Source organism: Rhodococcus sp. IEGM 1408, from assembly GCF_033142235.1.
Lineage (GTDB): Bacteria > Actinomycetota > Actinomycetes > Mycobacteriales > Mycobacteriaceae > Dietzia.
The window spans coordinates 382,233-403,791 of sequence record NZ_JAWLRW010000004.1; the positions used below are offsets into that span (position 1 = coordinate 382,233).

Here is a 21,559-nt window from a genome sequence, read left to right on the forward strand (position 1 = left end):
GCGACTGTAGTCAATTGTGTACAGTTTGGGAATGGAACGTGGGAACCGATCCGAGATTGACGACAACGACGAGGTCAGCGGCCCCCCGCCGACCCCGCCCGATTCCGCGACTGCCGGATCGGACGAGCCCCGGCGGGCCCGCCCGACCGCCCGGTCGGACGAGCCCCCGCTGACCCGCCCGACCGGCCGCGACGAGGTCCGGTCCGCGGTCCTGCGCGAGGCGCGGCGGTTACTGTCCGAGCGCGGCCCCCATGTCCCGCTGCGCGACATCGCCGACGCCGCGGAGGTGAACCTCGGGCTGATCCACCGGCACGTCGGCCGCAAGGACGCGCTGGTCACCACGGTGATGCAGGAGGCCGTGCGATACGGCGCCGCCAGGCTCGAGCACCAGGACGACGCGGGCGAGGCCGTCCGCGGGATGCTGCTGGCCGCCACCGAGCACCCCGAGATCAGCAGGTTGCTGGCGTGGTTGGCGCTCGACCGCGAGGCCGCGTTCCCGCCGATGGTCGACCCCGCCGAGCGCCCGGCCGCGGCGCTGCGCCGCATGACCTCTCCCCCGCCGGCCGGGGACGTCGAACTCCTCCTGTCGTTCACCGCCGTCTACGCCTGGCCGGTGCTGCGGGGCGCGCTGCTCGACGCCCTCGACATCCCCGAGGACCGGCGCGAGGGCATCGACGCGCGGCTCGCCGACCTCCTCGCCCGCGTGGTCACCGGGCAGGACCGCAGCGACGGCGGAGTCTGATCGACAGCATTCGCGAGAATTCTCCGGAATTCGATCGCAGCGTCGAGTAAACGCTGCGCGCTTAGCTCACTCGACACCCGACCGACTCAGATTTACCTCCAGCGGGAATCCTCCGGACCTCCGCCCAGGATGCCGCTCGCACAGAACGGGCGAACGGGAAGCGCTCTAGTGCGCTAACCGGCTCTCCCAGACTCCAGCGATGCTCTCCCAATACATGTCGTGATTGGGGACCCGGTCGGATACGTCGACATCCCAGACGTTCGCCACCAGCGACCCTGTCCCTGCATATCCGGCGGCAACCGAGCCCATCTCAGCGACCGTGAAGGCCTTCTTGAGCACCGCGTCCTGCTTGGAGTGGTAGTTGATCACTGGGCCGTCGACGGCCGCGCCCACTGCCTCCCAGTCAAACTTCCGGCCGATGGCCGCTCCGGCCAGGCGGACCTCCTTGATCTTCCCGGCCGCCTTCGAGGTGGAAGCCGCCTGGGCGGCCGTGGCCATGACGCGCCCTCCGAGGCTGTGCCCGACGAGGATGACCTCACCGTTGTAGCGCGCGATGACATCGGCCAGGACCGCGCCGGTCTTGTCCGCCCTCACTCGCGCGACGTGCCACGGGTTCTTGAGAACGTCCGCCACCACCAACGCCGCCGCGGCCGGGTTGAGCTTGGTCACGGCCTTCTTTGCCGCCTTCTTGGCCGCTGCTGCCACAGCGGCCTTCGCCATCGCGCCACCGCCGATCGCCCCGAACATGACGGCGACGTCGTGCAGTTCCTTGGCCCCCCAGTGCAGGAAGTAGATCGGAGAGTCCGGATAGGTGACCTCGACGAGATCGACAGCCTTCCACCACTGAATGTCCCCTTCCGTCGTGAACCCTCGAGCGATGATGACCGGCGTACCCTTTCCCTCGCGGAACAGTTCGAGATCGAATGACTTGTCGTCTCGGACATAGGCGTTCGTGACCGATGCACCGAGCGCACCGCCAAGGGCCGAGCCGACCCCGGCGATGACCATCGTCCCTCCCGCCATCCCCAGGCCCCCGGTGGCCACCGCGCCGCCTCCGAGCATCGCCAGTCCGTAGTTCGAGGCCGCGGCACCGGTGAGCGCTGTCCCGGCCCCCCACTGGGAGGCCAGCACTCCGACGGCTCCCCCCATCGCGGGAGCAGCCATCAGTGCGAGCGGAAACGCGACCCCGGCCGCGAGCACGGCCACCATCCCGAACGTCGCGCCACGGGCGAGATTCGGCTTGTCGAACTTCAGGAACTCCTTCAGGTCTTCCAGACGCTCCAGAGAGTCGCGGGCACGCTCGAAACTGGGCAGTGTGTGGTCGTGCTCGGCGCACATGTCGGGAACGTGCACCTTGGCCAGGCTGCGCACGGCCATGTTCTTGCACTGCGGCGCGACGCAGTCATCGGTTGCCGATCCACATGCTTGGCACAGGTAGGTTTCGGTGCGGAAACTCGAGCTCTTGACCTTTCGGTGCACCGACTTCTCGTAGCAGTTGGAACACCAGCCTTCGATGGTCGTCTCGCCCAGCTCATCGGTGAGAACCGCCAGACGTTCCGCGACCTTGGCATGCGCAGAGGCCTTCTTCTGCAGAGCGGTTCGCACCTCGTCGTCGGCACTCTCGTCCATCTGACGATGGAAACCACCGAACGCCCAGGCGTTGTGGACTATCGCGGGGTTGTCGACCAATTGCCGGTCACCGGTCGCAGAGGGGTTCAGGTCGCCGGGGAGACCTTGCAGTACGAGCTTGCGCCCCTTTGCGGAGCGGACCCTGACAGTGACCGAGTCGTTCTCACCCTGTTCGAACCAGACAGCTTCTCCGGGCACGATTCGACCTCATCCTGTAGCGCAGGCGATGGCTGCCCGCGGCCTCCCACGCAGCCAGTTACCGCGCGTCACATAACTGAGTACTTATACCACGCAGCGCATTTTGCTCGGCGCAAAACTCGGTCGGCATGACTCGCGAGGGTAATGCAGCGTTCTTGAGCGGTGTCACGGTGTCACCCAGCCCGTTCGCGGTCCAGCAGTCCGCCCACACAGGTCAGTCGGCGCGGGCGACCGGCTCCTCCGGTCCCTGATCCAGGCGGAACGGCGGGTATTCGTCGCGCAGCAGCAGGACGTAGGAGCCGACCCGGTTGGCCCAGCGGTTCAGACCGATGATCAGGTCGAAGAGACCGGGCAGGTAGCGACCGGTGAACAGCAGCCCGATCGCCGCGATCAGCACTAGCAGGCCGAGCAACGAGATGCTCCACTCGGGTCCGCCGCGCTCCGACGCGCTACTCATCACCGCGCCGCCGCCGGTGATGATGCCCAGGATCAGCAGATGCGGGATGGCCAGCAGCCACCACTTGACCAGCACGAGGCCGCGCGAGAGCCGCTCGGGGTAGACCACGTCGAGCTCGGCCGGGTAGCCGGCGGGCGCGAGGGAGAACGGCGGGTAGCGGTCGGTGCCCAACGCCGAGTAGGCGTAGAAGCCCACCCGCCAGTGCCACCGCAACACCCCGACGCTGAACAGGAACAGCGACCGGGGATAGCGCCCGGTGATCAGGATCGCGAAGAACGCCACGATGGTCACGACCACCAGCGCGAACCACAGCAGGCCCAGCACGATGTAGTGCGGGATGGCCAGCAGCCATTTGATCAGCCACATCCAGCGGGAGACGCCGGGGTCCAGGTGGCCGGTCAGGCGCAGCGGGTCGGGGCCGACGAGGGCGCCGGTACCGGCGGCGGAGCCGGGTCCGCGATCGAGGTCACGCCCGAGGCCGGCCGCGCCCAGCAGGATCAGCGGCAGGCCCAACACCAGGGCCACGATGCCGGCGATCAGGACTCCGGGATTCGCCAACCCGAAGAGCTCTGTGTGGGCGCCCGCCTGCACGTCGACCCACACCGGACGCGAGCCGTCGGCGTTCATCACCACGAGCACCCAGTCCCCGGACTGCAGCTCTAGGGTGATGGTCTGCTGTTCGGACCCGGTGGCCGACTGGGCCCAGAAGTCCTGCTCGGTGGGGGGCTCGGGGGTCCGGGTTCCGGGGACCTCGTCCAGCGGGTCGTCGGAATCGGAACCCATGGCCCACTGCTGCGGATCACCCACCATCATGCCGTCGTCCCACGGGTCGTCGTTGAACACCGCGTGCGGGACGTCGCGGAGGTAGCCTCCACGTCGGAGGCCTCGGCGATGCCGATGAACACGTCCTGGCCGGGGACCACGGGGGTCGCCCGCAGCTGGACGCTGAGCAGGTCATCGAGTCCGAACGCCCCGCCCGACGCGGTGCCCTCGCCCAGGTCCAGGTCCACGGTGAGGGGGGCGGTGGTGATGGCGTGTCCGACGCTCCGGACCTGCTCGGTGTCGGTGTGCGTAGCGGCCGTCGCGCTGGGAGGCCTCGGCCACCGTGAGCGCGATCCCGGCGCCGGTGAGCCCGAGGCCCAGGGCGGCCAGCAGGACGCCCGCGACGAGCATCACCCAGTTCAGCGGTCGTGTGCGCCCGGGCCGCTCAGCGGCGGTCGAGCTGGCGGAAAGGGTGGTCGGATCGGCCTGGTCGGCGCCCATGACAGTCACAGTCCTCGGGGAGAAGGTATGCGGAACGCTGCAGCCGGCACCCCGCCGTTCGGAGATGACCTTACTCTTATCGCCCCTGCTGGCCTAGGTTGCCGTCGCGGTCAATCCCGGCGCGCCCAGTCTCGTGGCGCCCAATCCCGTCGCAGGCAGCGAGACGAACCCCCGGGTGAACGGCGACAGCGCGCGCACGGCGGCGCCGGAGTCCACGCCCACCTCGGGATGAGCGGCGTAGAGCTCCTCGACCGCGATCCGCGCCTGCAACCGCGCGAAGTGCGAGCCGATGCAGAAGTGCGGGCCGCGGGCGAACGCCAGGTGCCCCGGGATCTCCCGGCGGATGTCGAGCTGCTCGGCCGTCGGCCCGAACTCCCGCTCGTCGCGGTTGGCCGAGCCGTAGAGCATCATCACCTTCTCCCCCGCCGGGATGGTGACGCCGGCGACGGTCACCTCGCGCGTGGTCGTCCGGGCCAGCGCCTGCACGCTCGACTCGAAGCGCAGACATTCCGTGAGCGCTCCGGGGATGAGGCCGGGGTCGGCGACGATCAACTCGCGCTGCCGCGGGTGCGCGTCGAGCAGCGCGACGGTGTGGGAGATGAGATTGCCGGTGGTGTCGTTGCCGCCGGCGACGATGACAAAGCAGAAGCCGAGGATGTCCCAGTCGGTGAGGGTCTCGCCGTCGATCTGCGCCTGCGTCAACGCGGAGATGAGGTCCTCGCCCGGGGCCGCGCGCCGCTCGGTGATGAGCACGCCGAAGTACTCGAACATCTCGGCCACCGCGGCGACGGCGCCGCCCTCCAGACCCGCCGGGCGAAACCCCTCCTCCTGGAGCGTGGTGAGCGCACTGACCCACGGCCCGAGCCGGTGCCTGTCCACGGCCGGGATGTCGAACAGGTGGGCCAGCAGATGCGTGGGGATCTGCGAACTGAAGTCCCTGTGCAGGTCGACCACCTCGTCGTCGTCGTACCGCTGCGCCAACTCCGTCAGGCGCCCCCGGACGAACCCGCGGATCAGGGGCTCGGTCTCCGCCACCCGCCGGGGCGAGAACGCCCTGGCCAGCAGCCGCCGCTTACCGGAGTGCTCGGGCGGATCCATCATGACGATGGTCGGCGCCAGTCCCAGTTTCTCGATCTCGTCGGAAAAGAAGGTCAGGCCGCTGGCCGAGGAGAACACCTCGGGCGCGCAGACGGCGGCGTCCACGTCGGCGTAGCGGGACAGCGCCCAGAATTCCGGGTGCGCGGCCGTGCCGTCGCCGCGGTGGAAGTGCACGGGATCGGTCTCGCGCAGGACCCGGTAGCCGGGGTACGGGTCGGCCAGGTGGGCGGTGTCGAAGGGGTCGAAGGCGGGACCGGTGACGGGCATGGCTCCATTTAACGCCCGCTGTTAACAAATGGGAAGGCCTTGGGCCGAGCCGACCACCGCCCCGCCTCTCTAAACTCGACTCGTGCCCCGCCCCGCCTCCACGCCGCGCCCCGACTCCACCCGCGCCACGCCCACCGAGCGCCCCGCGCAGGCCCGTTCGGCCGTCACCCGCGAAGCCCTGTTCCAGGCGGGCCTCAAACGGTTCGCCGCGGACGGCTGGCGGACGGCGCGGATCCGCGACATCGTCGGCGACGCCGGCCAGGGCAACGACTCGGCCGTCAACTACCACTTCGGCGGCCGCGGCGGGCTGCTCGAGGACGTCCTGCGCCGCGGAGTACTCCGCATGGAGGACGAGCGTCGGGCCGACCTCCGACGGTGGTCGCCGTCCCCACCCGACCTGGACGAGATCGTGCGGGCGGTGGTGTCACCGTTGGCGGACCTGTTGAACGACGACGAGGGCCGCTGGACCCTCCGGGTGATCGCGCAGGTGGGACCCCTCGCGGAGATCGGCGGGGCGGTCACCACCGGCCCGGTGGCCGACACCGCGCTACAGATCCAGCTGGGGATTCTGGACTCCACCGTGACCGCCCGATGCGGCCAGGAGTGGGCCCGGCACCGGGTGCGGCAGATGATCGTCATGCTCACCGCCGAGCTCGCGGCGCGGGCGTGCGCCCCAACCGACAAGGGCCCGGCGCACGAGGCCTACGTGGCCGACCTGGTGGACTGGCTCGCGATCGGACTCGGCCGGCCCGCGCCGCGCTGACGGGCGGTGCGAGGTGGGCCACCCCGCGCCCGCGCCCGCGCCGACGGACGGTGCGAGGGCCCGGGAGCGGCCGCCACCCGGACGTCACAAGATGGGTTGCCCGCCCGTCACCGCCACCCGGGATCCGGACACGTACGACGCCTCGTCGGAGGCCAGCATCACGTAGACGGGCGCCAGCTCGGCAGGCTGTCCGGCGCGGCCGATCGGGGCGCCGGCGCCAAAGTCCTCGACCTGCTCGCCGGGCATGGTCGACGGGATCAGCGGCGTCCAGATGGGGCCGGGCGCGACGCTGTTGGCCCGGATCCCCCTGGGCGCGAGCATCTGCGCCAGCGAGCCGATCATGTTGGCCATCCCGGCCTTGGTCACGTTGTAGGCCAGCAGGGCGGGCGGCGGCATGTCGGAGTTGACCGAGGATGAGGCGATGATCGACGAGCCCGGGCCCATGTGCGGCACGGCCGCCTTGACCAGGTGGAACATCGCCGACAGATTGGTGGCCAGCGTGTAGTCCCACTCGTCGTCCGGGATGTCGCTGACGGACTCGCGGCTCATCTGGAACGCCGCGTTGGACACCAGGACGTCGATCCCGCCGAGCCCGTCCACGGTCTGCTGCACGGCGGCCCGGCAGTGCGCGGGCTCGCTCAGGTCGCCCGGGATCAGCACCGCGGTACGGCCGGCCTCGCGCACCCAGCGGGCGGTCTCCTCGGCGTCGGCGTGTTCGCTCAGGTACGAGATCGCCACGTCCGCACCCTCGCGGGCGTAGGCGATCGCCACCGCGCGACCGATCCCGCTGTCCGCGCCGGTGACCAGCGCTCTCTTACCCGCCAGACGACCAGAACCGCGGTAGGACTTCTCACCGTGATCGGGCGCAGGATCGAGTGCGCCGGTCGCACCAGGCCACTGTTGCTGTTGCTCGGGGATCTCCATGTGCGGGCCTCCTGCGTCGACGAGTGCCCGCCACGCTAGACCCGTGGCGCGGGGTTTCAACCGATCCGGGTCTCAACCGATCCGGGCCTCCACCGCTCCGGCGCACGGGGGTCAGCTCACGTCACGGCTCGAGCCCGAACTGTTCGGCCAGCAGCGCGTGCGAGTGCCGCCGGGCCACGGGATCGGCGATGAGGTCCTGGACCATCAACTCGTCGGCGCCGCTCTCGGCCATCATCTGTTCCAGCGTCGCCCGGACCTGGTCCGGCCCGCCGGCGACGAACCGGGGCCAGCGGCCGTCGACGATTCCGGTGGGCTCGTCCCGCTGATCGGCGGTCATCTCCCGGGCAGCCGCCTCCGGGGCGGGCACCGTGACCTGACCGGCCGCGCGACCGGCCCGCGCCAGGCCGGCATAGAAGCCCTTGGGCGAGTTGGCCAGGTGCAGGCCCTCGGCCTGGGTGTCGCCCACCGTCACGTTGACGGCCAGGATCGCACGCGGGGCCTTGAGGCCCACGCCGCGCGGGCGGAACGTCTGCCGGTAGGTCCGGAGCGCGGGCGCCGCACCGGGCGGGTTGATGAAGCCGGCGAAGGTGTAGCCGATCCCCAACGCCGCGGCCAGGCCGGAGCCGGCGGGACTCGACCCCAGCATCCAGGTCTGCGGCACGCCCGACCCCTCCCCGCCCAGCCGGTGCCCGGCGAACGGATGCCCCTCGGGAAAGGTCTGGTACAGCCAGTCCAGGGTCTCCATGATCTGCTGCTGATGGCTCACCTGCGCCGGCTCCGTGCGGTTCTGTTGGAGCGCCAGGTCGATCACCGGACCGGCGGTGGCGCGCCCCATCCCCAGATCGATCCGCCCGGGCGCCATGGCCTCGAGCTGGCTGAACATCTCGGCCACCTTGAACGGGCTGTAGTGGTTCATCAACACCGCGCCCGAGCCGAGCCGGATCCGCGAGGTCTCCCTCGACGCCGCCGCGATCAGCAGTTCCGGATGGTGAGAGGCGCCCGACCGGCTCAGGTGGTGCTCGGCAAACCATATGCGGTGGAACCCGGCGGCGTCGGCATGCCGGGCGGTTTCCAGCGAGTCGGCGAGCGCCTCGGACTCCGTGGTCCCGGGAGCGACCGTGCCCAGATCGACGATCGACAGCTTCACGGGCGACTCCCTCTACAGCGGTGGATACCTGAGGACACCGTACGTCTCGAGGGACCCGGTCACGCGCCTCCCGACCCGCGCGATGGCCGGGCACATGCTGGGCATGATCCAGAGATGATCGCGAGCTGGCCGGCGATGATGCGCCAACAGGTGGTCTCCGCACGATCGACGCGCTGACCGCGCTACAGGTCGAGGAGAACGCCACACTGAGCACCGACGAACTCATCGGGCAGGTCCGCCGGTTGGGCCCCGAAGGCCGTGAGGAACCGTCGACGTGCACCGGGCGTGATGAGAATTCAGACCATGCCCGACAACGACGAGTACTGGACCCTGGGGTATCTGTTCGACGTGATCCTCACCCGGGACCCGTTCATGCACCGTATCGACATCGCTTCTGCCACGGGAGTCCCGATGACGGCGACCGCCGCGCACGAGGGCGTGATCGTCGACGACGTGGTGGCCGAGTGGGCCGGTCGCCACGGGCAGGCCTACGAGCTCGAGCTCACCGGCCCGGCCGGTGGACACTGGCAGCGCGGAGGAGCCGGGGCCGGGACGACTGACCGGGAGTACCTCACCATGGAGGCGTTCGAGTTCTGTAGGGCTCTTAGCGGGAGGGCGCCGACGGCGGGCCTGTTGCGGACCCAGGTGCCGTTCTGAGCGGGCTCCCTGCCGCGCTCCGGTACCCCGCCGGCCGGCTGGGGACGAACCGGTGGCGTCCCCCGCTGCTGCTCCTAGCCTGGGAGGTGCCCGTGGACCCCGACCACAGACCGCTCGACCACCGACTGGGAGCCCCACGGCGAGACAAGGGAGGAACCATGAGCACCATCGCGATGATCACGTCCCATCCCCACCCGACCGCCGGCCTGGACCCGGAACTGCTCGCGGAGGCGATCGACGCCGCGGCGGCCTGCGCCACCATCTGCACCGCCTGTGCGGACGCGTGCCTGGCCGAGGAGTCGGTCGCCGACCTGCGCGACTGCATCCGCACCGACCTCGACTGCGCGGACATCTGCGCCGCCACCGCCTCGGTGTTGAGTCGCCGGACCGGGACCGTCTCCAGCACGCTCAAGTCACTGCTCACCGCATGCCGCGCCGCGTGCGCGACCTGCGCCGAGGACTGCGCCGAGCATGCCGACATGCACGAGCACTGCCGGATCTGCGCCGAGGCCTGCCGCCGCTGCGAGAAGGCCTGTGCGGAGTTGCTCAGCGCGATCGGCTGACGGCTCCGACGACAGGTCCGGCCGGCGGAGGAGCTGCCCGTTGTCCGCCGCCACCACACAGGGGAAGGACGTTTCGTTGACCAGCAGCAAGCTCCTCGTGGCCACCATCGCCGCCGCGGCTCTGACACTGACGGCCTGCGGTGACGACGGCGACGACCCCTTGGCCGCCGGCCCCGCGTCGCCCGGGGTGACCGCCGGCCAGACCAGCTCCCCCGTCCCCGGCGGCGCCACCGATGCCGAGCCCTCCGCCGCGGACGTGGAGTTCTCCAGGATGATGATCCCCCACCACCGGCAGGCGATCGCGATGAGCGACATCCTCCTGGCCAAGGAGGGCATCTCCGAGGAGATGCGGACGCTGGCCGAGGACGTCACGCGCGAACAGGGCCCGGAGATCGAGCAGATGCGCCGGTGGCTCCAGGAGTGGGGCGAGCCGGCCGGGCCGATGGGAGCGCCCGGAATGGCGGGCGAGCCGGAGCACATGGGTGGCCACGTGGGCGGCCAGGGTGGCGACGAGGGCGGGATGCCGATGATGGAGGGCATGCTCTCGCCGCAGGAGATCCGGGAGTTGCAGGAAGCCGAGGGCACCGACGCCTCCCGGCTGTTCCTGGAGCAGATGATCGCCCATCACGAGGGCGCGATCGACATGGCGCAGGAAGAGGTGTCCGACGGAACCTACCCGCCGACCGTCGAGCTGGCCCGGTCGATGATCGAGACCCAGCAGCTCGAGATCGACGCGATGCGTGAGATGCTCGCCGCATTGTGAGCGCCTCCAGAACCCTGCCCCGTCCGGGCGCGCGTCCAGGCATGCTGCTCGCGGCCGCCGCCGTCGCGCTGGCCGGCTGCGCGGCGCCTCAACCCACGCCTGAGCCCACACCCCAACCGGCCCCCGAACCCGCCGCCTCGGTCCTCGAGCAACATCAGTTGACCGGTCTGGACGCCCGCCAGGTGATCGACCGGCTGGACGCGACGCCGGTCGTCGAGCGCCCCGACGACCTGCTGGCCTCGGTCCAGCCCGATCAACTCGTGCTGACCGACCCCACCGAAGCCGGCGCGGGTGCCGGTGCCGGTGCCGAGACGCTGCCCATGCCGGACGACGAGTTCTACCTCTCCGTGGCCCCGTACCGTGCCTTCACCCACGACTGCTTCTTCCACAGCCTCACCACGTGCCTCGGCGAGCTGGGCCGGGAACCCGTGCAGGTCACCGTGACCGACGACGCCACCGGCCGGACCGTCCTCGACGAGCGCCGGACGACCTTCGACAACGGCTTCGTGGGCCTGTGGCTCCCGCGCGACCTCACCGGCACGCTGACGATCGAGCACGACGGCCGCGCGGCGAGCTCCCCCATCTCGACCGGCGGCGACGACCTGACCTGCCTGACCACCATGGAGCTCGCGTAGGTCGACGACGACGAGGCTGGCGTAGGGGCAAACCCCGAGACGGCGATCGGTCGCGCGGTCGGGGTACCTGGATCTTTCCCGGATCTCTCTCCTCACCGCTGCGAGCAGGCGAATTCCATGGCTACCGTGGGCAGCACGACACGTTCGGTCGCCGATTTCGGTGCTCCCGTCTGACCCAGTGAAGAGAGCCACCATGAACGAGCAGTATCCATCCCGGCAGCACGACCCCTGGGACGCCGACCGGGATCACCTCCCGGCGGTCACGGACCATGAGGCTCCCACCGAGTGGTTTCCCGCCGCACAGTTCCCGACCGAGCAGTTCCCGACCGAACAGTTCCCCACCGCGCGGTTTCCGGACCCACCGTCGGCCCGGCCTGCCGAACCGCTCGCGCACGAGGGCGGTCTGGCCTACGGGAACCTGCCCGCCGGTCCGTACCGCGCGCCGGAGGAGTTCGTCCCCCAGCACCTGGCCACCTCGCCGTTCGCCGTCGGGCCCTTCTTCGCCGGGAACTACCCGCAGCCCTTCATGCCCCAGCACTACGTGCCGCAGCCGTTCGTGCCCCAGCCCTTCATGCCGTACCCGCACCAGATGCAGCAGACGGTGTTCGTCACCACCGGCGGCGGGAGGCGGGTCAACCATGCGCTGCACCTGATCCTGACCGTGCTGTCGTTCGGTCTGTGGCTGCCGGTCTGGGTGATCCTCGCAATCGCCAACTCCTGAGGGTTCGCGCCATCACGGGTGGGCGTCGCCGTCGGGGTGGGCCGGCAGGTAGATGAGGGTGAGGATGGCCGCGACAGCGGTGACCGCGCCGGCGACGATGCAGCCGATCTCGAAGCCCTGAACAAACCCTTCGCGGGCCAGGTGGAGCACCTGTTCGCCCGCAACCCGCGCGACTTCTCCCATTTCGGCCGCCTGGCGGGCCGCCTCCTCCGCACCGCCGATGGATTCGCGAGCCGGCTCGAGCAGCGCGTCGGGCACCGGTGGGTGACCGAGGTGGTCGCGGTACATCGACAGCGAGACGGAGCCGATCACCGCTACCCCGAGCGTTCCGCCCAGTTCACGGGTCGCGTCGTTGACCGCTGAGCCCATGCCCGCCTTCTCCGGGGGGACGACTCCCATGATCGCCTCGGTGGCCGGGGCGCTGGTGAGCCCGAGCCCGCCGCCCAACAGGACCATCTGCCCGACGATCACCAGGTAGTCGGTGTCCTGGCCGATGGTCGAGGCCCAGAAGAAGGCGGTGCTCAGCGAGGCCAACCCCAGGGCCACCACGGCTTTCGAGCCGAAGAACATGGCCAGCCGCGGGCCGATGAGCGAGAAGGCCGCCAGCGACACAGCCACGGGCAGGATCCGCAGGCCGGTGTCCAGGGGTCCGTACTCGCGAACGGACTGGAAGTACTGGGTCACGAGGAAGATGAACCCAAACAGGGCGAAGAAGGCGCTGGTGACCGCTCCGCTGGCGGCGGTGAACCGCAGGTTGGTGAACAGGAGCACGTCGAGCATGGGGTGCTCGACCCGGCGTTCGTGCATCACAAAGGCGAACAGCACCACCGCGGCGACCGTGAATCCGATGAGCGTGGTCGGCGACGACCATCCGCGATCGGGGGCTTCGATGATGGAGTACACCAGCAGGCCCAGGGCCGTGGTCGACAGCACGAGCCCGGGGACGTCGATCGGGGGCGTCGACGGGTCGCGCGAGTCCGGGACCAGGACCAGTGTCAAGAGCAAGGCGAGCACCGCGGCCGCGCCGTTGAAGAGCAGGATGGAACCCCACCAGAAGTTCTCCACCAGTGCTCCGCCCACCACCGGGCCGGCGGCCACGGACAACCCCGTGGCCGCACCCCAGATGCCGATGGCCCGCACCCGTTCGGCGCGGTCGACAAAGACGTTGGCCAGGATCGACAGCGTGACCGGATAGACCACCGCCGCGGCGATGCCTGCAACCGCTCGCCACAGGATCAGCTCACCGGGCGAGTCGCTCCACGCGCCGATCATCGAGGCCGCGCCGAATAGTGCCAAGCCCAGGACCAACGCGGGCCGACGCCCGAACCTGTCGCTGAGGGAACCCGCCGCCAGCACCAGGGCTGCAAAGGCGAGGTTGAACGCGTCGACGATCCACAGGAGGTCGCCGGTGGTCGCGTCCAGCTCCCGCACCAAGGTGGGGAGCGCGATGTTGATCACGGTGGTCGACACGTTGACGACGAAGACCGCCAGACACAACGTGAGAAGGACCAACGAGCTGTTGGCGTGGCGTGGGCCGCGAACGGCAGCCGTCGGAACAGTCAAGACCATAACGAAGTTCTACCACGGCTCTCCGGCGATGATCACCGCTCGGCATGATGACCGTTCGGTTCGGCGGGGCCCGGCTCTGCCACCATGGGCGATGTGGACAAAGACGAACGGACTACGGCGGGCTCGACCACCCGACCGATCCGAGATCGGGTGCTTGACGCGGCAACCGAGGTCCTGCGCGTTCATGGCCCGTCGGAGATCAAGGCGAGGGTGATCGCCGACGCCGTGGGCGGGTCCACGATCGCGATCTACCACCACTTCGGTGGCGTACCGGAGCTGGTCGACGCAGTGGTGGCCCGCGGGTTCACCGACCTGCTGTCGAGGTTCGAGTCGACCGGGACGCTAGCCGGGGACCCGGCGGCCGAGTTGTTCGCCATGGCGTTGATGACCCGCGACCTGGCCCACTCCAATGCTCACCTGTACGACCTGATGTTCGGACTGTCCACGCGCGGCACCTACCGGACGCTCGCGGCAGGTCACGCCTCTCCCAGTGCTCGATTCAAGGCCTGCTACGCCCTGTTCATCGGGGCGTGTCAACGACTGATCGACACCGGGCGGGTAGGCCTGACCGACGCAGATTCGGTCGCCGGCGAGCTGTGGAGCGCGGTCCACGGTTTTGTCACGCTCGAGGCTGCGGGGCACTTCTCCGAACACTCCGCTCCCCTGGAGTCCATCCTGCGGCCACTGGCGGAGCGCATCCTGATCGGCATGGGCGACGACCCCCAGCGCGTCGAACACTCAGCGCACGCCGCCCTCGACTGGGCACGGCAACGCGCCGCGAGCCAGGGCGCCCGCACCTGAGCGGTAGGTCCAGGCGCGCACCCTGCGACCCGAACCGGTGTGAACATGTCGCAGGTAAGAGATACGTTAGGCATCGAGTCGAATCCGGTCCCGAAGCCCGGAGGAGACGGACGGTCGCGCCCGCGGGCACCAGTGCTCATCCAGGCCACTGGAGATGGCTTCACCCGGCTTCACCGAGGAGACACCCCATGAACGACGAGTTCTCGCCCAACCCGTACGACCTCGAGTCCGGCGGCCAGCCCTACACGGACCAGTTCGCGGACCGGGCCGGACCCACGCAGCAGTTCTCCGGCCAGCAGTACCCCGCACGGCAGTTCCCCGGTCAGCAGTACCCCGGTCAGCAGTACCCCGGTCAGCAGTACCACCGTCCCCCTGAGCCGCTGGCACACGAGGGCGGCCTGGCGTATGGCAACCCGCCCGCCGCGCCGTACGGCCACCCGGATCAGTTCGTCCCCCAGCACCTCGCGGCGCCGCACCCGTACGCGCCCGGCATGTACGCGCCCGGGCCGCCGTACCAGCAGCAGTTCTTGCCACACCAGATGCCACAGCAGCAGATGCATCAGACCGTGTTCGTCAACGGCGGTGGCGGCAGCAAAGGCGTCAACCACCTCCTGCACCTGATCCTGACCCTCCTGACCGCCGGGCTGTGGCTCCCGGTCTGGATCATCATCGCGATGGCCAAGTCCTAGTCCCGGCCGCTCAGAGTCGCGGGCACACTGTGACGCGAAGGCAGACTCCCCGCCCGCACCGCCTTTATAGCGAGTGGTCGACCACTGGCTTTCCATCCGCGCCCAGCATCGGGGTCAATCCCCCGCCGTACCCGCTCGCGCGCCACAGGTAGCAGACGCCGGTCTGGGTGTCCTTGAGGATCTCCACGGTGCTGTTGAACCCGAGTCGCTCTGAGTGGATCTTCTTGAAACCCTTTTCCCGATCAGCCATGTGCTGATGCTGCCACCGGCCAGCTATTCGACGAACCGCAGCATCCCCTTGCCGGCCTCGGCCAACGCCCGCTCGGGGGACCGGAGCTCGAACGTGGCCGGCAGCGCGCGGGCGGAACCGGATGACACCGTCGCGGTCTGTGGCTGCGCTTGGTGACCCCGCCTGAGCTGCAGCACCAGACCCACAGCGATGGCCAGCACGATCACCGCCGTCGCGGCCGGCAGCGCCCAACCGGTCTGCGCTTGCAGCGCTGCGCCGACAGACAGCTCGGCCGACCCCACGAGTCCACTCAACCGTGACCCCAGAGTGAGAAGCCCGTAGGCCACTGCGGCGAGTCCGACGGCTGTGGCCAGGGTCAGCATGCCGGCGACCTTGATAGTCAGGCGAGTACGGCTTCCGGGGAGAGAACGCATGGGGTTCTCCTTTCAGCATTTGCCAAGTATTCGGAGACGCCGCGGCCCCGGATGGCTCGCCCCTTCCACGCATTCGCAAATCCGCTACCCTTCCGCCCACTTCGCCAGTCCCTCAGCGTCAGCGAACCCGGACGCGAAGAGGCGGATTATGCACCCCATCGAGTGCTGCAACCGCCGGGGGTGTCGTGGTGGGGCCGCAGCGTGATGTTGACGCGCGAACACCTAGCCAGAAAGCGTGTGCGGGCCTATGGTCATCGGCGTCCGCAAGGCTCACAGGACGCGCTCGTCAGGATTTGGAAGAGGAGAAAGATGTCCAGCTGTACCTCGTCGCCCGAGATGATGGGCCGGCGCACGCAGTTCTCAATCCTCGAGCTGGGGGTCGGTGCGTCACTCGCGGCCGTCGTCGCACTCGGGGCCGCCCTGTTCGCCGTGACGCAGGACCCGGCCGATTCACCGGCCGCCACTCGGATCACCCCGCCCCCGGCAGTGGTCTCGGTTCCCTAGACCCGGCCCTCCGGACTCGGCCGCCGCCCCAGCCGACTCACGCAGGCGCCTCCCTCAGCCACCTCCCTCAGCCGCCGCCGCCCGCACCCAGGTCGGCCGACTTCCTCCCGAGGTACCTCCGCTCGGGCAGCGACGTGGCTTCCGCGGCCGCCCGGCGGTAGAGCTCCGCGGCGACCGCCCGCTCCCCGGCCAGCTCGTGGAGATACGCCTGCGCTGCGGTGCGCCGGGGCAGCGACTCGGCCACGTCAGCCAGGGCGGCCAACCCCGCGTGTGGCCCGTCGGCATGCCCCACCGCCACGGCCCGGCCGAGACGGGCCACCGGGTTGTCGCTCAGCGCGAGCAGCTCGTCGTACCACTCGACCAGCTGCACCCAATCGGTCTCGGCGGTGGACGGAGCGTCGGCGTGCAGGGCGGCGATCGCGGCCTGGGCCTGGTACTCCCCCAGTTCATCGCGGGCCAGCGCCGCCTGCAGGATCGCGACGCCCTCTGCGATAGCGCGGGGGTCCCACCGGGTGCGGTCCTGTTCGGCCAGGGGGATCAGCTCGCCGTCGTCGTCCCTCCTGGCCGCCCGGCGCGCGTGGTGCAGCAGCATCAGCGCGAGCAGCCCCCGCACCTCGGGATGGTCGATGGCCGCCGACAGTTGCCGGGTCAGCCGCAGGGCCTCCACCGCCACGTCCACCTCGCCGGTGTAGCCCTCGTTGAACACCAGGTACAGCACCCGCAACACGGTCGCGACGTCGCCGGGCCGGTCCAGGCGCTCGCCGGCGATCGTGCGCTTGGCGCGGCTGATGCGCTGCGCCATGGTGGCCTCGGGCACCAGGAACGCCCGCGCGATCTGCCGGGTGGTCAGCCCGCCCACCGCGCGCAGCGTCAGCGCCACCGCAGACGGGATGGGCAGCGACGGGTGGGCGCACAGGAAGTAGAGCCACAGGGTGTCGTCGACCGCCGCCCCCGCCGGGTCGGCGCCGGGGACCGTTGAAAAGGGCGACGACGAGGCCAGCACCTGCTCGCCCGCGAGCAGTTCCTCGCGCCGCCGGCGGGCGGCCTCCGAGCGGGCGGCGTCCAGGAACTTGCGCCACGCCACCGCGATCAGCCAGCCGCGGGGGTTGCGCGGCTGGTCGCGGGGCCACACGCGCAGCGCCTCGAGCAGGGCGTCCTGGACGGCGTCCTCGGCCGCCGCGAAGTCGGCTCCGCGGCGGACCAGGACCCCGATCACCTGCGGGGCCAGCGCCCGCAGGTCCGGCCCGGACATCGCAGCGTCAGCCCTCGATCTCCGTCGGCGCCGTGAGCAGGGGCCTGAGTTCGAGCCACTCGCGGATCGGTTCGCCGCCCGGGCCGGGGGCGGCGGACAGTTCCCCGGCCAGCTCGACGGCCCGGTCGTAACCGGCCACGTCAATGATCATCCAGCCGGCGATGAGGTCCTTGGTCTCCGCGAACGGCCCGTCGGTCAGGGGCGGGCGGCCCTCGCCGTCGTAACGCACCCACGTTCCGGACTCCGACAGTGCGTGGCTGTCCACGTACTCCCCGCTCTCCCGCAGGCGGTTCGCGAAGTCTTCCATGTACTGGAAGTGTGCGGACGCGTCCTCGGATGCCCACTCGCCCAGCGGCGGGTAGGCCGGTGCCTCCGGAGCGGAACCGCGATAGTGCTTGAGCAACAGGTACTTGGCCATGGCCATCCTCCTCAAACTGTGCGACTCAGTGTGGTCGCTGCACCAGGAGGACGGAACCGGTCGCGGGTTCTCGACACAGGGCGGGAAGATTTTTGACGACGAGGTGTGCTTGTATCGGCCGTCTCACCAAACTCGGAGTTGGTGCACGCCGAGATTGAGCGATCCTCAGCTATGAACCGGGCTCGTATTGCCACACCGGCACGTCTGAATCGATCCGCCTCCAGTCGCAGTAGGCGGACTGGCCGTTCGACGGATCGATCGCGGTCGCACCGACCTGTTGGCAGTGCTTCCCGGCCAGGGAGTTGGCAACCTCAGTCTGGGCACCCATCCTCAAGTCGGGCGTCCACGGCACATTCGTGGTGTACGGAGCCCAGAGGCGCGCACCTGTCCGGTCCAAATAGGTGCACCACAGCTTCGTCCCGTCCTGCGCATAGGCCCACTGATTTGCGGCCGGACAAAAGCTAAAGGGGACGACCCAGTTCGACGCGACAAACCTGGGTGCGGGCGGTGGCGGCGGAACCGCGTCCTGCCAGAACGCCGGGAAGGGCAACGCAGGGAGCTGACCTGCGCTCGACCCCATCGGCACCGGCACAGCGATCGGTTCAATGGGCGGCAGCGTCACCGATCCTCCCGGCAAGGGCTGCGACTGAGCAAGAGGTGCCGCGGTGACGCTGAGCGCGAGAACACCTAAGGCGCCGGCGAGTAGCTTGCGAATTCGAGACATGGGATCTCCAGTTGTGGGGTTGTCGTTACCGGGATCTAAGCAGCCCGGTCAGACATGTGAGGTCGAAATCCGTCCGCCTCCGTAGTCGGGTCGTTCCGGGGCACCCCGATAGTGCTGGGCACGGGTGGCGTGACCAGGGCGACCACGCGACCTCTCTCTGCGACGCGGCGCCCGGGAGCCTTAAGGTGACGGTGTGTTCCGACGCCTCGCCTCCCGCCTCTTCTGGTTCTTCAGCCGCTGGACGCTGTCCACCCAGCCGGGTCCCGATCGACCGACGGTGCTCCTGGGCGCCCCGCACACCTCCAACTGGGATTTCGTGCTCATGCTCGGCATCACCTGGCGGCTGGGCCTCGACGTACGGTGGCTGGGCAAGGCCAGCCTCTTTGCCGGCTGGCGGGGGCCGGTGATGCGCGCGCTGGGCGGGGTTCCCGTCGATCGCGCGAACCCGGCGCGTGTCGTCGAGGACATGGTCGAGCAGGTACACGCGGGCCATACGGTCGGTCTGGTCGTCACCCCGGACGGCACCCGCGGCGGCAACGCGCACTGGAAGTCGGGCTTCTACCGGATCGCCCGCGAGACGGGGATGCCCGTGACCCTGGGCTACGTCGACCGCACCACGATGACCACCGGGCTGGGCCCGACTATCGACCTGACCGGCGACGTGGCCGCGGACATGGACCGCATCCGAGCCTTCTACGCGGACAAGGCCGGGTTCCATCCTGATAAGCGGGTGGAACCGCGCCTGGTGGTGGAGGCGTCGGACTCGGGGCGCGAGTAACCCTCCCCCCGGGGAGACGAGCCGCCGATGAGTGGCGATTCGCCTATGGCCACCGCCTCTGACAACCGGACCGAGCGCGCCCAGGTCTCGAGCGCCGGGCCGTCGGGGTGGCCGGATCGGCCCTTCACATCGCCCTGCGATCGCGGAATACTCGCGGAACCACCGTGTCACCACCCGCAGGAGAACCCCATGTCATTCCAGGCGTACCTCGACACCGTCGAGACCAAGACCGGCCTCACGCCGCGCCAGCTCGTCGACCTGGCCGCCGAACGGGGCTTCGGCCCCGGGACCAAGGCCGGTCCGATCCTCGAATGGTTGAAGTCCGACTACGACCTCGGTCGCGGCCACGGCATGGCGCTGGTCCACGTCATCACCAAGGGCCCGGAGATCGGTTCCAAGCATGTCGGCACGACCGGCTCGCACGCCGACGCGACCGACACCCTCTGGCTGGACGGCGCTGCTACCAACCCGAACCGCGCGTAAGAGTCGACGACGACGAGGCGGGCTGACGCGTCCTCGCCGGCAACCGATCGGTCGGCGCATCGATCACCGAAACCCCGCAAAACCGGCCCTAATCGGACGTCTGACTAACCCGACCACGCTGGTGAAACCAGAACTGGGCTTTTCCGGCACTTCCAATCGTTAGTTCAGGTAAGTGTTATCTGGTTCTGCCGGAGCCAGTGCCACGTCGCGTGGGCAACCGAGGCAGGCATTCATCGGTCACGGAAGCGTGCTGGCAAGGGAGACACATGGGCAGCTTCAGGCGGTTTGGCAATTCGTTCCGGAAATCCGGATCCGGTTCAACGCCCGGACACGACTGGTCCCAGCCAGCCGCCTACCCGACCCCCCTGAGCCCGCCGACCTCGCCGATCACGGCCACTCCGCAAACTGAACCGATCTTCTCGCGCGACCGCATGATCGCCGCATCCATCGGCGCAGTCGCCGCGGCGAGCATCTGCCTCCTCCTGGGGATTGGCCTGTTCGGCGACTCCGGCGAGCCGACTCCGCAGCCGACCGCCGTTCAGACCGCTCCAGATCCCGCGTTCCGCGATGTGGCCCCGCAGCCAGCTCCGCTCGCGGAGTTACAGGTAGACGAGCCTATGGACGAGCCGGCCCCGCCGATCGAACTCTCGCCCGCCCCGATCGGCGAACCGGTGCTGGAGGCGTCGGTCGATCCTGCACCGGCACCGTTCGCCGAACCTGCGCCCGCCCCACCGGTCGAACCCGCACCGGCCCCGATCGCCGAACCCGCACCGGCCCCACAGCCGGTGCAGGAATACGTTCCCCCCGTGGAGAATGTCTCGTACGCGAACTGTACTGAGGTCAAAGAGGCTGGCGCGGCGCCGATATACAAGGGCAGTCCGGGGTACGCCACAAAGTTGGATCGCGATGGCGACGGGATCGCCTGCGACAAGTGACGCCCTGACCAGTCACTTTGTGCGGCTCACCTAGTCAACTGGCACCGCGCCCGTCACACCGAAATGGGTCTGGGCTATTGTTCATTCTCGCGGGCGCGGTGAGCAACAGTGAGCCGGGACGCGATGCGGATGTGGCGCAGCTGGTAGCGCATCACCTTGCCAAGGTGAGGGTCGCGAGTTCGAATCTCGTCATCCGCTCAGATGTGATGTCTCGGATCATCGTTCGTCGATGATCCGGGACATCTTTCGTTTGTGGGGGTTAGCCGGACACGGACGCCGGTCCTCAGCGGTCGGGGCTGGCCGCGTACGCAGTGGCGAGCTGCCGAAGGCTGGCGTGATCCCCGCCCAGCAACTCCGCGGGCGCGCGACGACCGGGCAAGGAGCTCGACGGCGACGTCCACCAGGTCGTGGCCGACTCCGGGTAGTGCGCGGCATCGAGTAGCCGGTTGACGGCACAGACGATGTTGCTCGGGTCGCGCGGATCAAAGTAGTCGAGTTGGAACCGCGGGTAGACCCATCTCCGGTCCCCGCGGAGAACGATCAGGCGGCCATCGCGCGCGAACCGCCGCAGAGCATCGGCCGTGGTGGACCCGGTCAGCACGCCACGCCGTTCGAGGATCTGCCCCGCTTCTGCCGAGCAGGCGTGCGGTACCTGCAACACGGGGCCGTGGGCACCGGCGGCGACCACCGCGCGGCGGGCGGGACCAGCCGGACCCCGCAGTAGATCCCCGGCCGGTGCCTGGGCGGCCCTCTTCAGGGCCCCGTCTATCTGTTCGGCGACTCTCGCGAAGGCGCTGCGACGATGTAGCTCCCGCTGGACGACGTCGGAGAACTGCAGGTTGAACCGCCCCAGGTTTCCCGCCGCATCCTTTTCGAGTCGAGGAGGATGGCTGCATGCCGAAGAAGATCGATCCCG

The 21,559-nt window shown here is 69.5% G+C and carries 26 protein-coding genes and 1 tRNA gene; 14 read left to right on the plus strand and 13 right to left on the minus strand.

The annotated features are described in order from the left end of the window. The first annotated feature begins 31 nt into the window (after positions 1–31). On the plus strand, positions 32–742 hold the full coding sequence (locus R4P08_RS09155; RefSeq protein WP_317813487.1) for a helix-turn-helix domain-containing protein: 711 nt from the start codon (positions 32–34) through the stop codon (positions 740–742). Between the two features lie 165 nt (positions 743–907). Here R4P08_RS09155 and R4P08_RS09160 read toward each other — a convergent pair whose 3' ends face one another. The 4 genes from R4P08_RS09160 to R4P08_RS09175 all read right to left on the minus strand — a co-directional run bounded on the left by R4P08_RS09160 (position 908) and on the right by R4P08_RS09175 (position 5,654). Further along, positions 908–2,569 carry a DUF726 domain-containing protein gene (locus R4P08_RS09160; protein ID WP_317813488.1) on the minus strand — a complete coding sequence of 554 codons (1,662 nt, stop codon included), beginning with the start codon at positions 2,567–2,569 and terminating at the stop codon, positions 908–910. 214 nt (positions 2,570–2,783) lie between these two features. After that, complete coding sequence (locus R4P08_RS09165) at positions 2,784–3,869, minus strand: DUF4389 domain-containing protein (protein ID WP_317813489.1); 1,086 nt, start codon at positions 3,867–3,869, stop codon at positions 2,784–2,786. Further along, the gene (locus R4P08_RS09170; protein ID WP_317813490.1) at positions 3,836–4,036 is read right to left on the minus strand and encodes a hypothetical protein; all 201 of its coding nucleotides are present in this window, start codon (positions 4,034–4,036) and stop codon (positions 3,836–3,838) included. The genes R4P08_RS09165 and R4P08_RS09170 overlap by 34 nt, the downstream gene beginning before the upstream one ends. 346 nt (positions 4,037–4,382) lie before the next feature. After that, positions 4,383–5,654, minus strand: coding sequence for a cytochrome P450 (locus R4P08_RS09175; RefSeq protein WP_317813491.1), 1,272 nt, complete (start codon positions 5,652–5,654; stop codon positions 4,383–4,385). Positions 5,655–5,736: 82 nt separating this feature from the next. Between R4P08_RS09175 and R4P08_RS09180 the strand changes: the two genes are divergently transcribed. After that, positions 5,737–6,417: a hypothetical protein gene (locus R4P08_RS09180; RefSeq protein ID WP_317813492.1), complete on the plus strand. Its 681-nt coding sequence runs from the start codon at positions 5,737–5,739 to the stop codon at positions 6,415–6,417. Between the two features lie 84 nt (positions 6,418–6,501). On the opposite strand, the gene R4P08_RS09185 is transcribed toward R4P08_RS09180, so the two are convergent. Then, a complete protein-coding gene (locus R4P08_RS09185; RefSeq protein ID WP_317813493.1) occupies positions 6,502–7,341 on the minus strand; it encodes an SDR family oxidoreductase in 840 nt (279 codons plus the stop codon). Between the two features lie 121 nt (positions 7,342–7,462). Continuing rightward, a complete protein-coding gene (locus tag R4P08_RS09190; RefSeq protein ID WP_317813494.1) occupies positions 7,463–8,488 on the minus strand; it encodes an MsnO8 family LLM class oxidoreductase in 1,026 nt (341 codons plus the stop codon). Positions 8,489–8,791: 303 nt separating this feature from the next. Between R4P08_RS09190 and R4P08_RS09195 the strand changes: the two genes are divergently transcribed. The 5 genes from R4P08_RS09195 (at position 8,792) to R4P08_RS09215 (ending at position 11,827) form a co-directional block, all read left to right on the plus strand. Further along, positions 8,792–9,145 carry a hypothetical protein gene (locus R4P08_RS09195; RefSeq protein ID WP_317813495.1) on the plus strand — a complete coding sequence of 118 codons (354 nt, stop codon included), beginning with the start codon at positions 8,792–8,794 and terminating at the stop codon, positions 9,143–9,145. A gap of 158 nt (positions 9,146–9,303) precedes the next feature. Beyond that, positions 9,304–9,708: a four-helix bundle copper-binding protein gene (locus tag R4P08_RS09200; RefSeq protein ID WP_317813496.1), complete on the plus strand. Its 405-nt coding sequence runs from the start codon at positions 9,304–9,306 to the stop codon at positions 9,706–9,708. Positions 9,709–9,784: 76 nt separating this feature from the next. Beyond that, positions 9,785–10,471 carry a DUF305 domain-containing protein gene (locus R4P08_RS09205; RefSeq protein WP_317813497.1) on the plus strand — a complete coding sequence of 229 codons (687 nt, stop codon included), beginning with the start codon at positions 9,785–9,787 and terminating at the stop codon, positions 10,469–10,471. Further along, positions 10,468–11,106 (plus strand): CueP family metal-binding protein, encoded by a 639-nt coding sequence (locus tag R4P08_RS09210; RefSeq protein ID WP_317813498.1) that lies wholly within the window; start codon positions 10,468–10,470, stop codon positions 11,104–11,106. The genes R4P08_RS09205 and R4P08_RS09210 overlap by 4 nt, the downstream gene beginning before the upstream one ends. A gap of 193 nt (positions 11,107–11,299) precedes the next feature. Further along, positions 11,300–11,827 (plus strand): hypothetical protein, encoded by a 528-nt coding sequence (locus R4P08_RS09215; RefSeq protein ID WP_317813499.1) that lies wholly within the window; start codon positions 11,300–11,302, stop codon positions 11,825–11,827. Between the two features lie 12 nt (positions 11,828–11,839). Here the strand turns inward: R4P08_RS09215 and R4P08_RS09220 are convergent, their stop codons facing one another. Further along, positions 11,840–13,396, minus strand: a complete 1,557-nt coding sequence (locus R4P08_RS09220) for an MFS transporter (RefSeq protein WP_317813500.1) — start codon at positions 13,394–13,396, stop codon at positions 11,840–11,842. 150 nt (positions 13,397–13,546) lie between these two features. On the opposite strand from R4P08_RS09220, the gene R4P08_RS09225 reads away from it, so the two are divergent. Continuing rightward, positions 13,547–14,197, plus strand: coding sequence for a TetR/AcrR family transcriptional regulator (locus R4P08_RS09225; RefSeq protein ID WP_317813501.1), 651 nt, complete (start codon positions 13,547–13,549; stop codon positions 14,195–14,197). 188 nt (positions 14,198–14,385) lie between these two features. Then, positions 14,386–14,886 (plus strand): hypothetical protein, encoded by a 501-nt coding sequence (locus R4P08_RS09230; RefSeq protein WP_317813502.1) that lies wholly within the window; start codon positions 14,386–14,388, stop codon positions 14,884–14,886. 64 nt (positions 14,887–14,950) lie between these two features. Here the strand turns inward: R4P08_RS09230 and R4P08_RS09235 are convergent, their stop codons facing one another. Together R4P08_RS09235 and R4P08_RS09240 are read right to left on the minus strand one after the other, a co-directional pair. Continuing rightward, the gene (locus R4P08_RS09235) at positions 14,951–15,136 is read right to left on the minus strand and encodes a DUF6440 family protein (protein ID WP_317813503.1); all 186 of its coding nucleotides are present in this window, start codon (positions 15,134–15,136) and stop codon (positions 14,951–14,953) included. A gap of 23 nt (positions 15,137–15,159) precedes the next feature. Next, on the minus strand, positions 15,160–15,549 hold the full coding sequence (locus R4P08_RS09240; protein WP_317813504.1) for a hypothetical protein: 390 nt from the start codon (positions 15,547–15,549) through the stop codon (positions 15,160–15,162). A gap of 309 nt (positions 15,550–15,858) precedes the next feature. Between R4P08_RS09240 and R4P08_RS09245 the strand changes: the two genes are divergently transcribed. Then, positions 15,859–16,053, plus strand: coding sequence for a hypothetical protein (locus R4P08_RS09245; protein ID WP_317813505.1), 195 nt, complete (start codon positions 15,859–15,861; stop codon positions 16,051–16,053). 67 nt (positions 16,054–16,120) lie between these two features. Here R4P08_RS09245 and R4P08_RS09250 read toward each other — a convergent pair whose 3' ends face one another. The 3 genes from R4P08_RS09250 to R4P08_RS09260 all read right to left on the minus strand — a co-directional run bounded on the left by R4P08_RS09250 (position 16,121) and on the right by R4P08_RS09260 (position 18,447). After that, the gene (locus R4P08_RS09250; RefSeq protein WP_317813506.1) at positions 16,121–17,305 is read right to left on the minus strand and encodes an RNA polymerase sigma factor; all 1,185 of its coding nucleotides are present in this window, start codon (positions 17,303–17,305) and stop codon (positions 16,121–16,123) included. A gap of 7 nt (positions 17,306–17,312) precedes the next feature. After that, on the minus strand, positions 17,313–17,723 hold the full coding sequence (locus R4P08_RS09255; RefSeq protein ID WP_317813507.1) for a YciI family protein: 411 nt from the start codon (positions 17,721–17,723) through the stop codon (positions 17,313–17,315). Between the two features lie 169 nt (positions 17,724–17,892). Next, positions 17,893–18,447, minus strand: a complete 555-nt coding sequence (locus R4P08_RS09260) for a hypothetical protein (protein WP_317813508.1) — start codon at positions 18,445–18,447, stop codon at positions 17,893–17,895. 193 nt (positions 18,448–18,640) lie between these two features. Here R4P08_RS09260 and R4P08_RS09265 point away from each other — a divergent pair, with 193 nt between their 5' ends. The 4 genes from R4P08_RS09265 (at position 18,641) to R4P08_RS09280 (ending at position 20,841) form a co-directional block, all read left to right on the plus strand. Then, complete coding sequence (locus R4P08_RS09265) at positions 18,641–19,225, plus strand: 1-acyl-sn-glycerol-3-phosphate acyltransferase (RefSeq protein ID WP_317813509.1); 585 nt, start codon at positions 18,641–18,643, stop codon at positions 19,223–19,225. Between the two features lie 189 nt (positions 19,226–19,414). Then, positions 19,415–19,708: a DUF4287 domain-containing protein gene (locus R4P08_RS09270; protein WP_317813510.1), complete on the plus strand. Its 294-nt coding sequence runs from the start codon at positions 19,415–19,417 to the stop codon at positions 19,706–19,708. Positions 19,709–19,974: 266 nt separating this feature from the next. Beyond that, on the plus strand, positions 19,975–20,643 hold the full coding sequence (locus R4P08_RS09275; RefSeq protein WP_317813512.1) for an excalibur calcium-binding domain-containing protein: 669 nt from the start codon (positions 19,975–19,977) through the stop codon (positions 20,641–20,643). A gap of 125 nt (positions 20,644–20,768) precedes the next feature. Further along, positions 20,769–20,841, plus strand: a tRNA-Gly gene (locus R4P08_RS09280). Between the two features lie 85 nt (positions 20,842–20,926). Here R4P08_RS09280 and R4P08_RS09285 read toward each other — a convergent pair. Then, a partial coding sequence (locus tag R4P08_RS09285; protein WP_317813513.1) for a hypothetical protein occupies positions 20,927–21,559 on the minus strand: 633 nt, incomplete at its 5' end.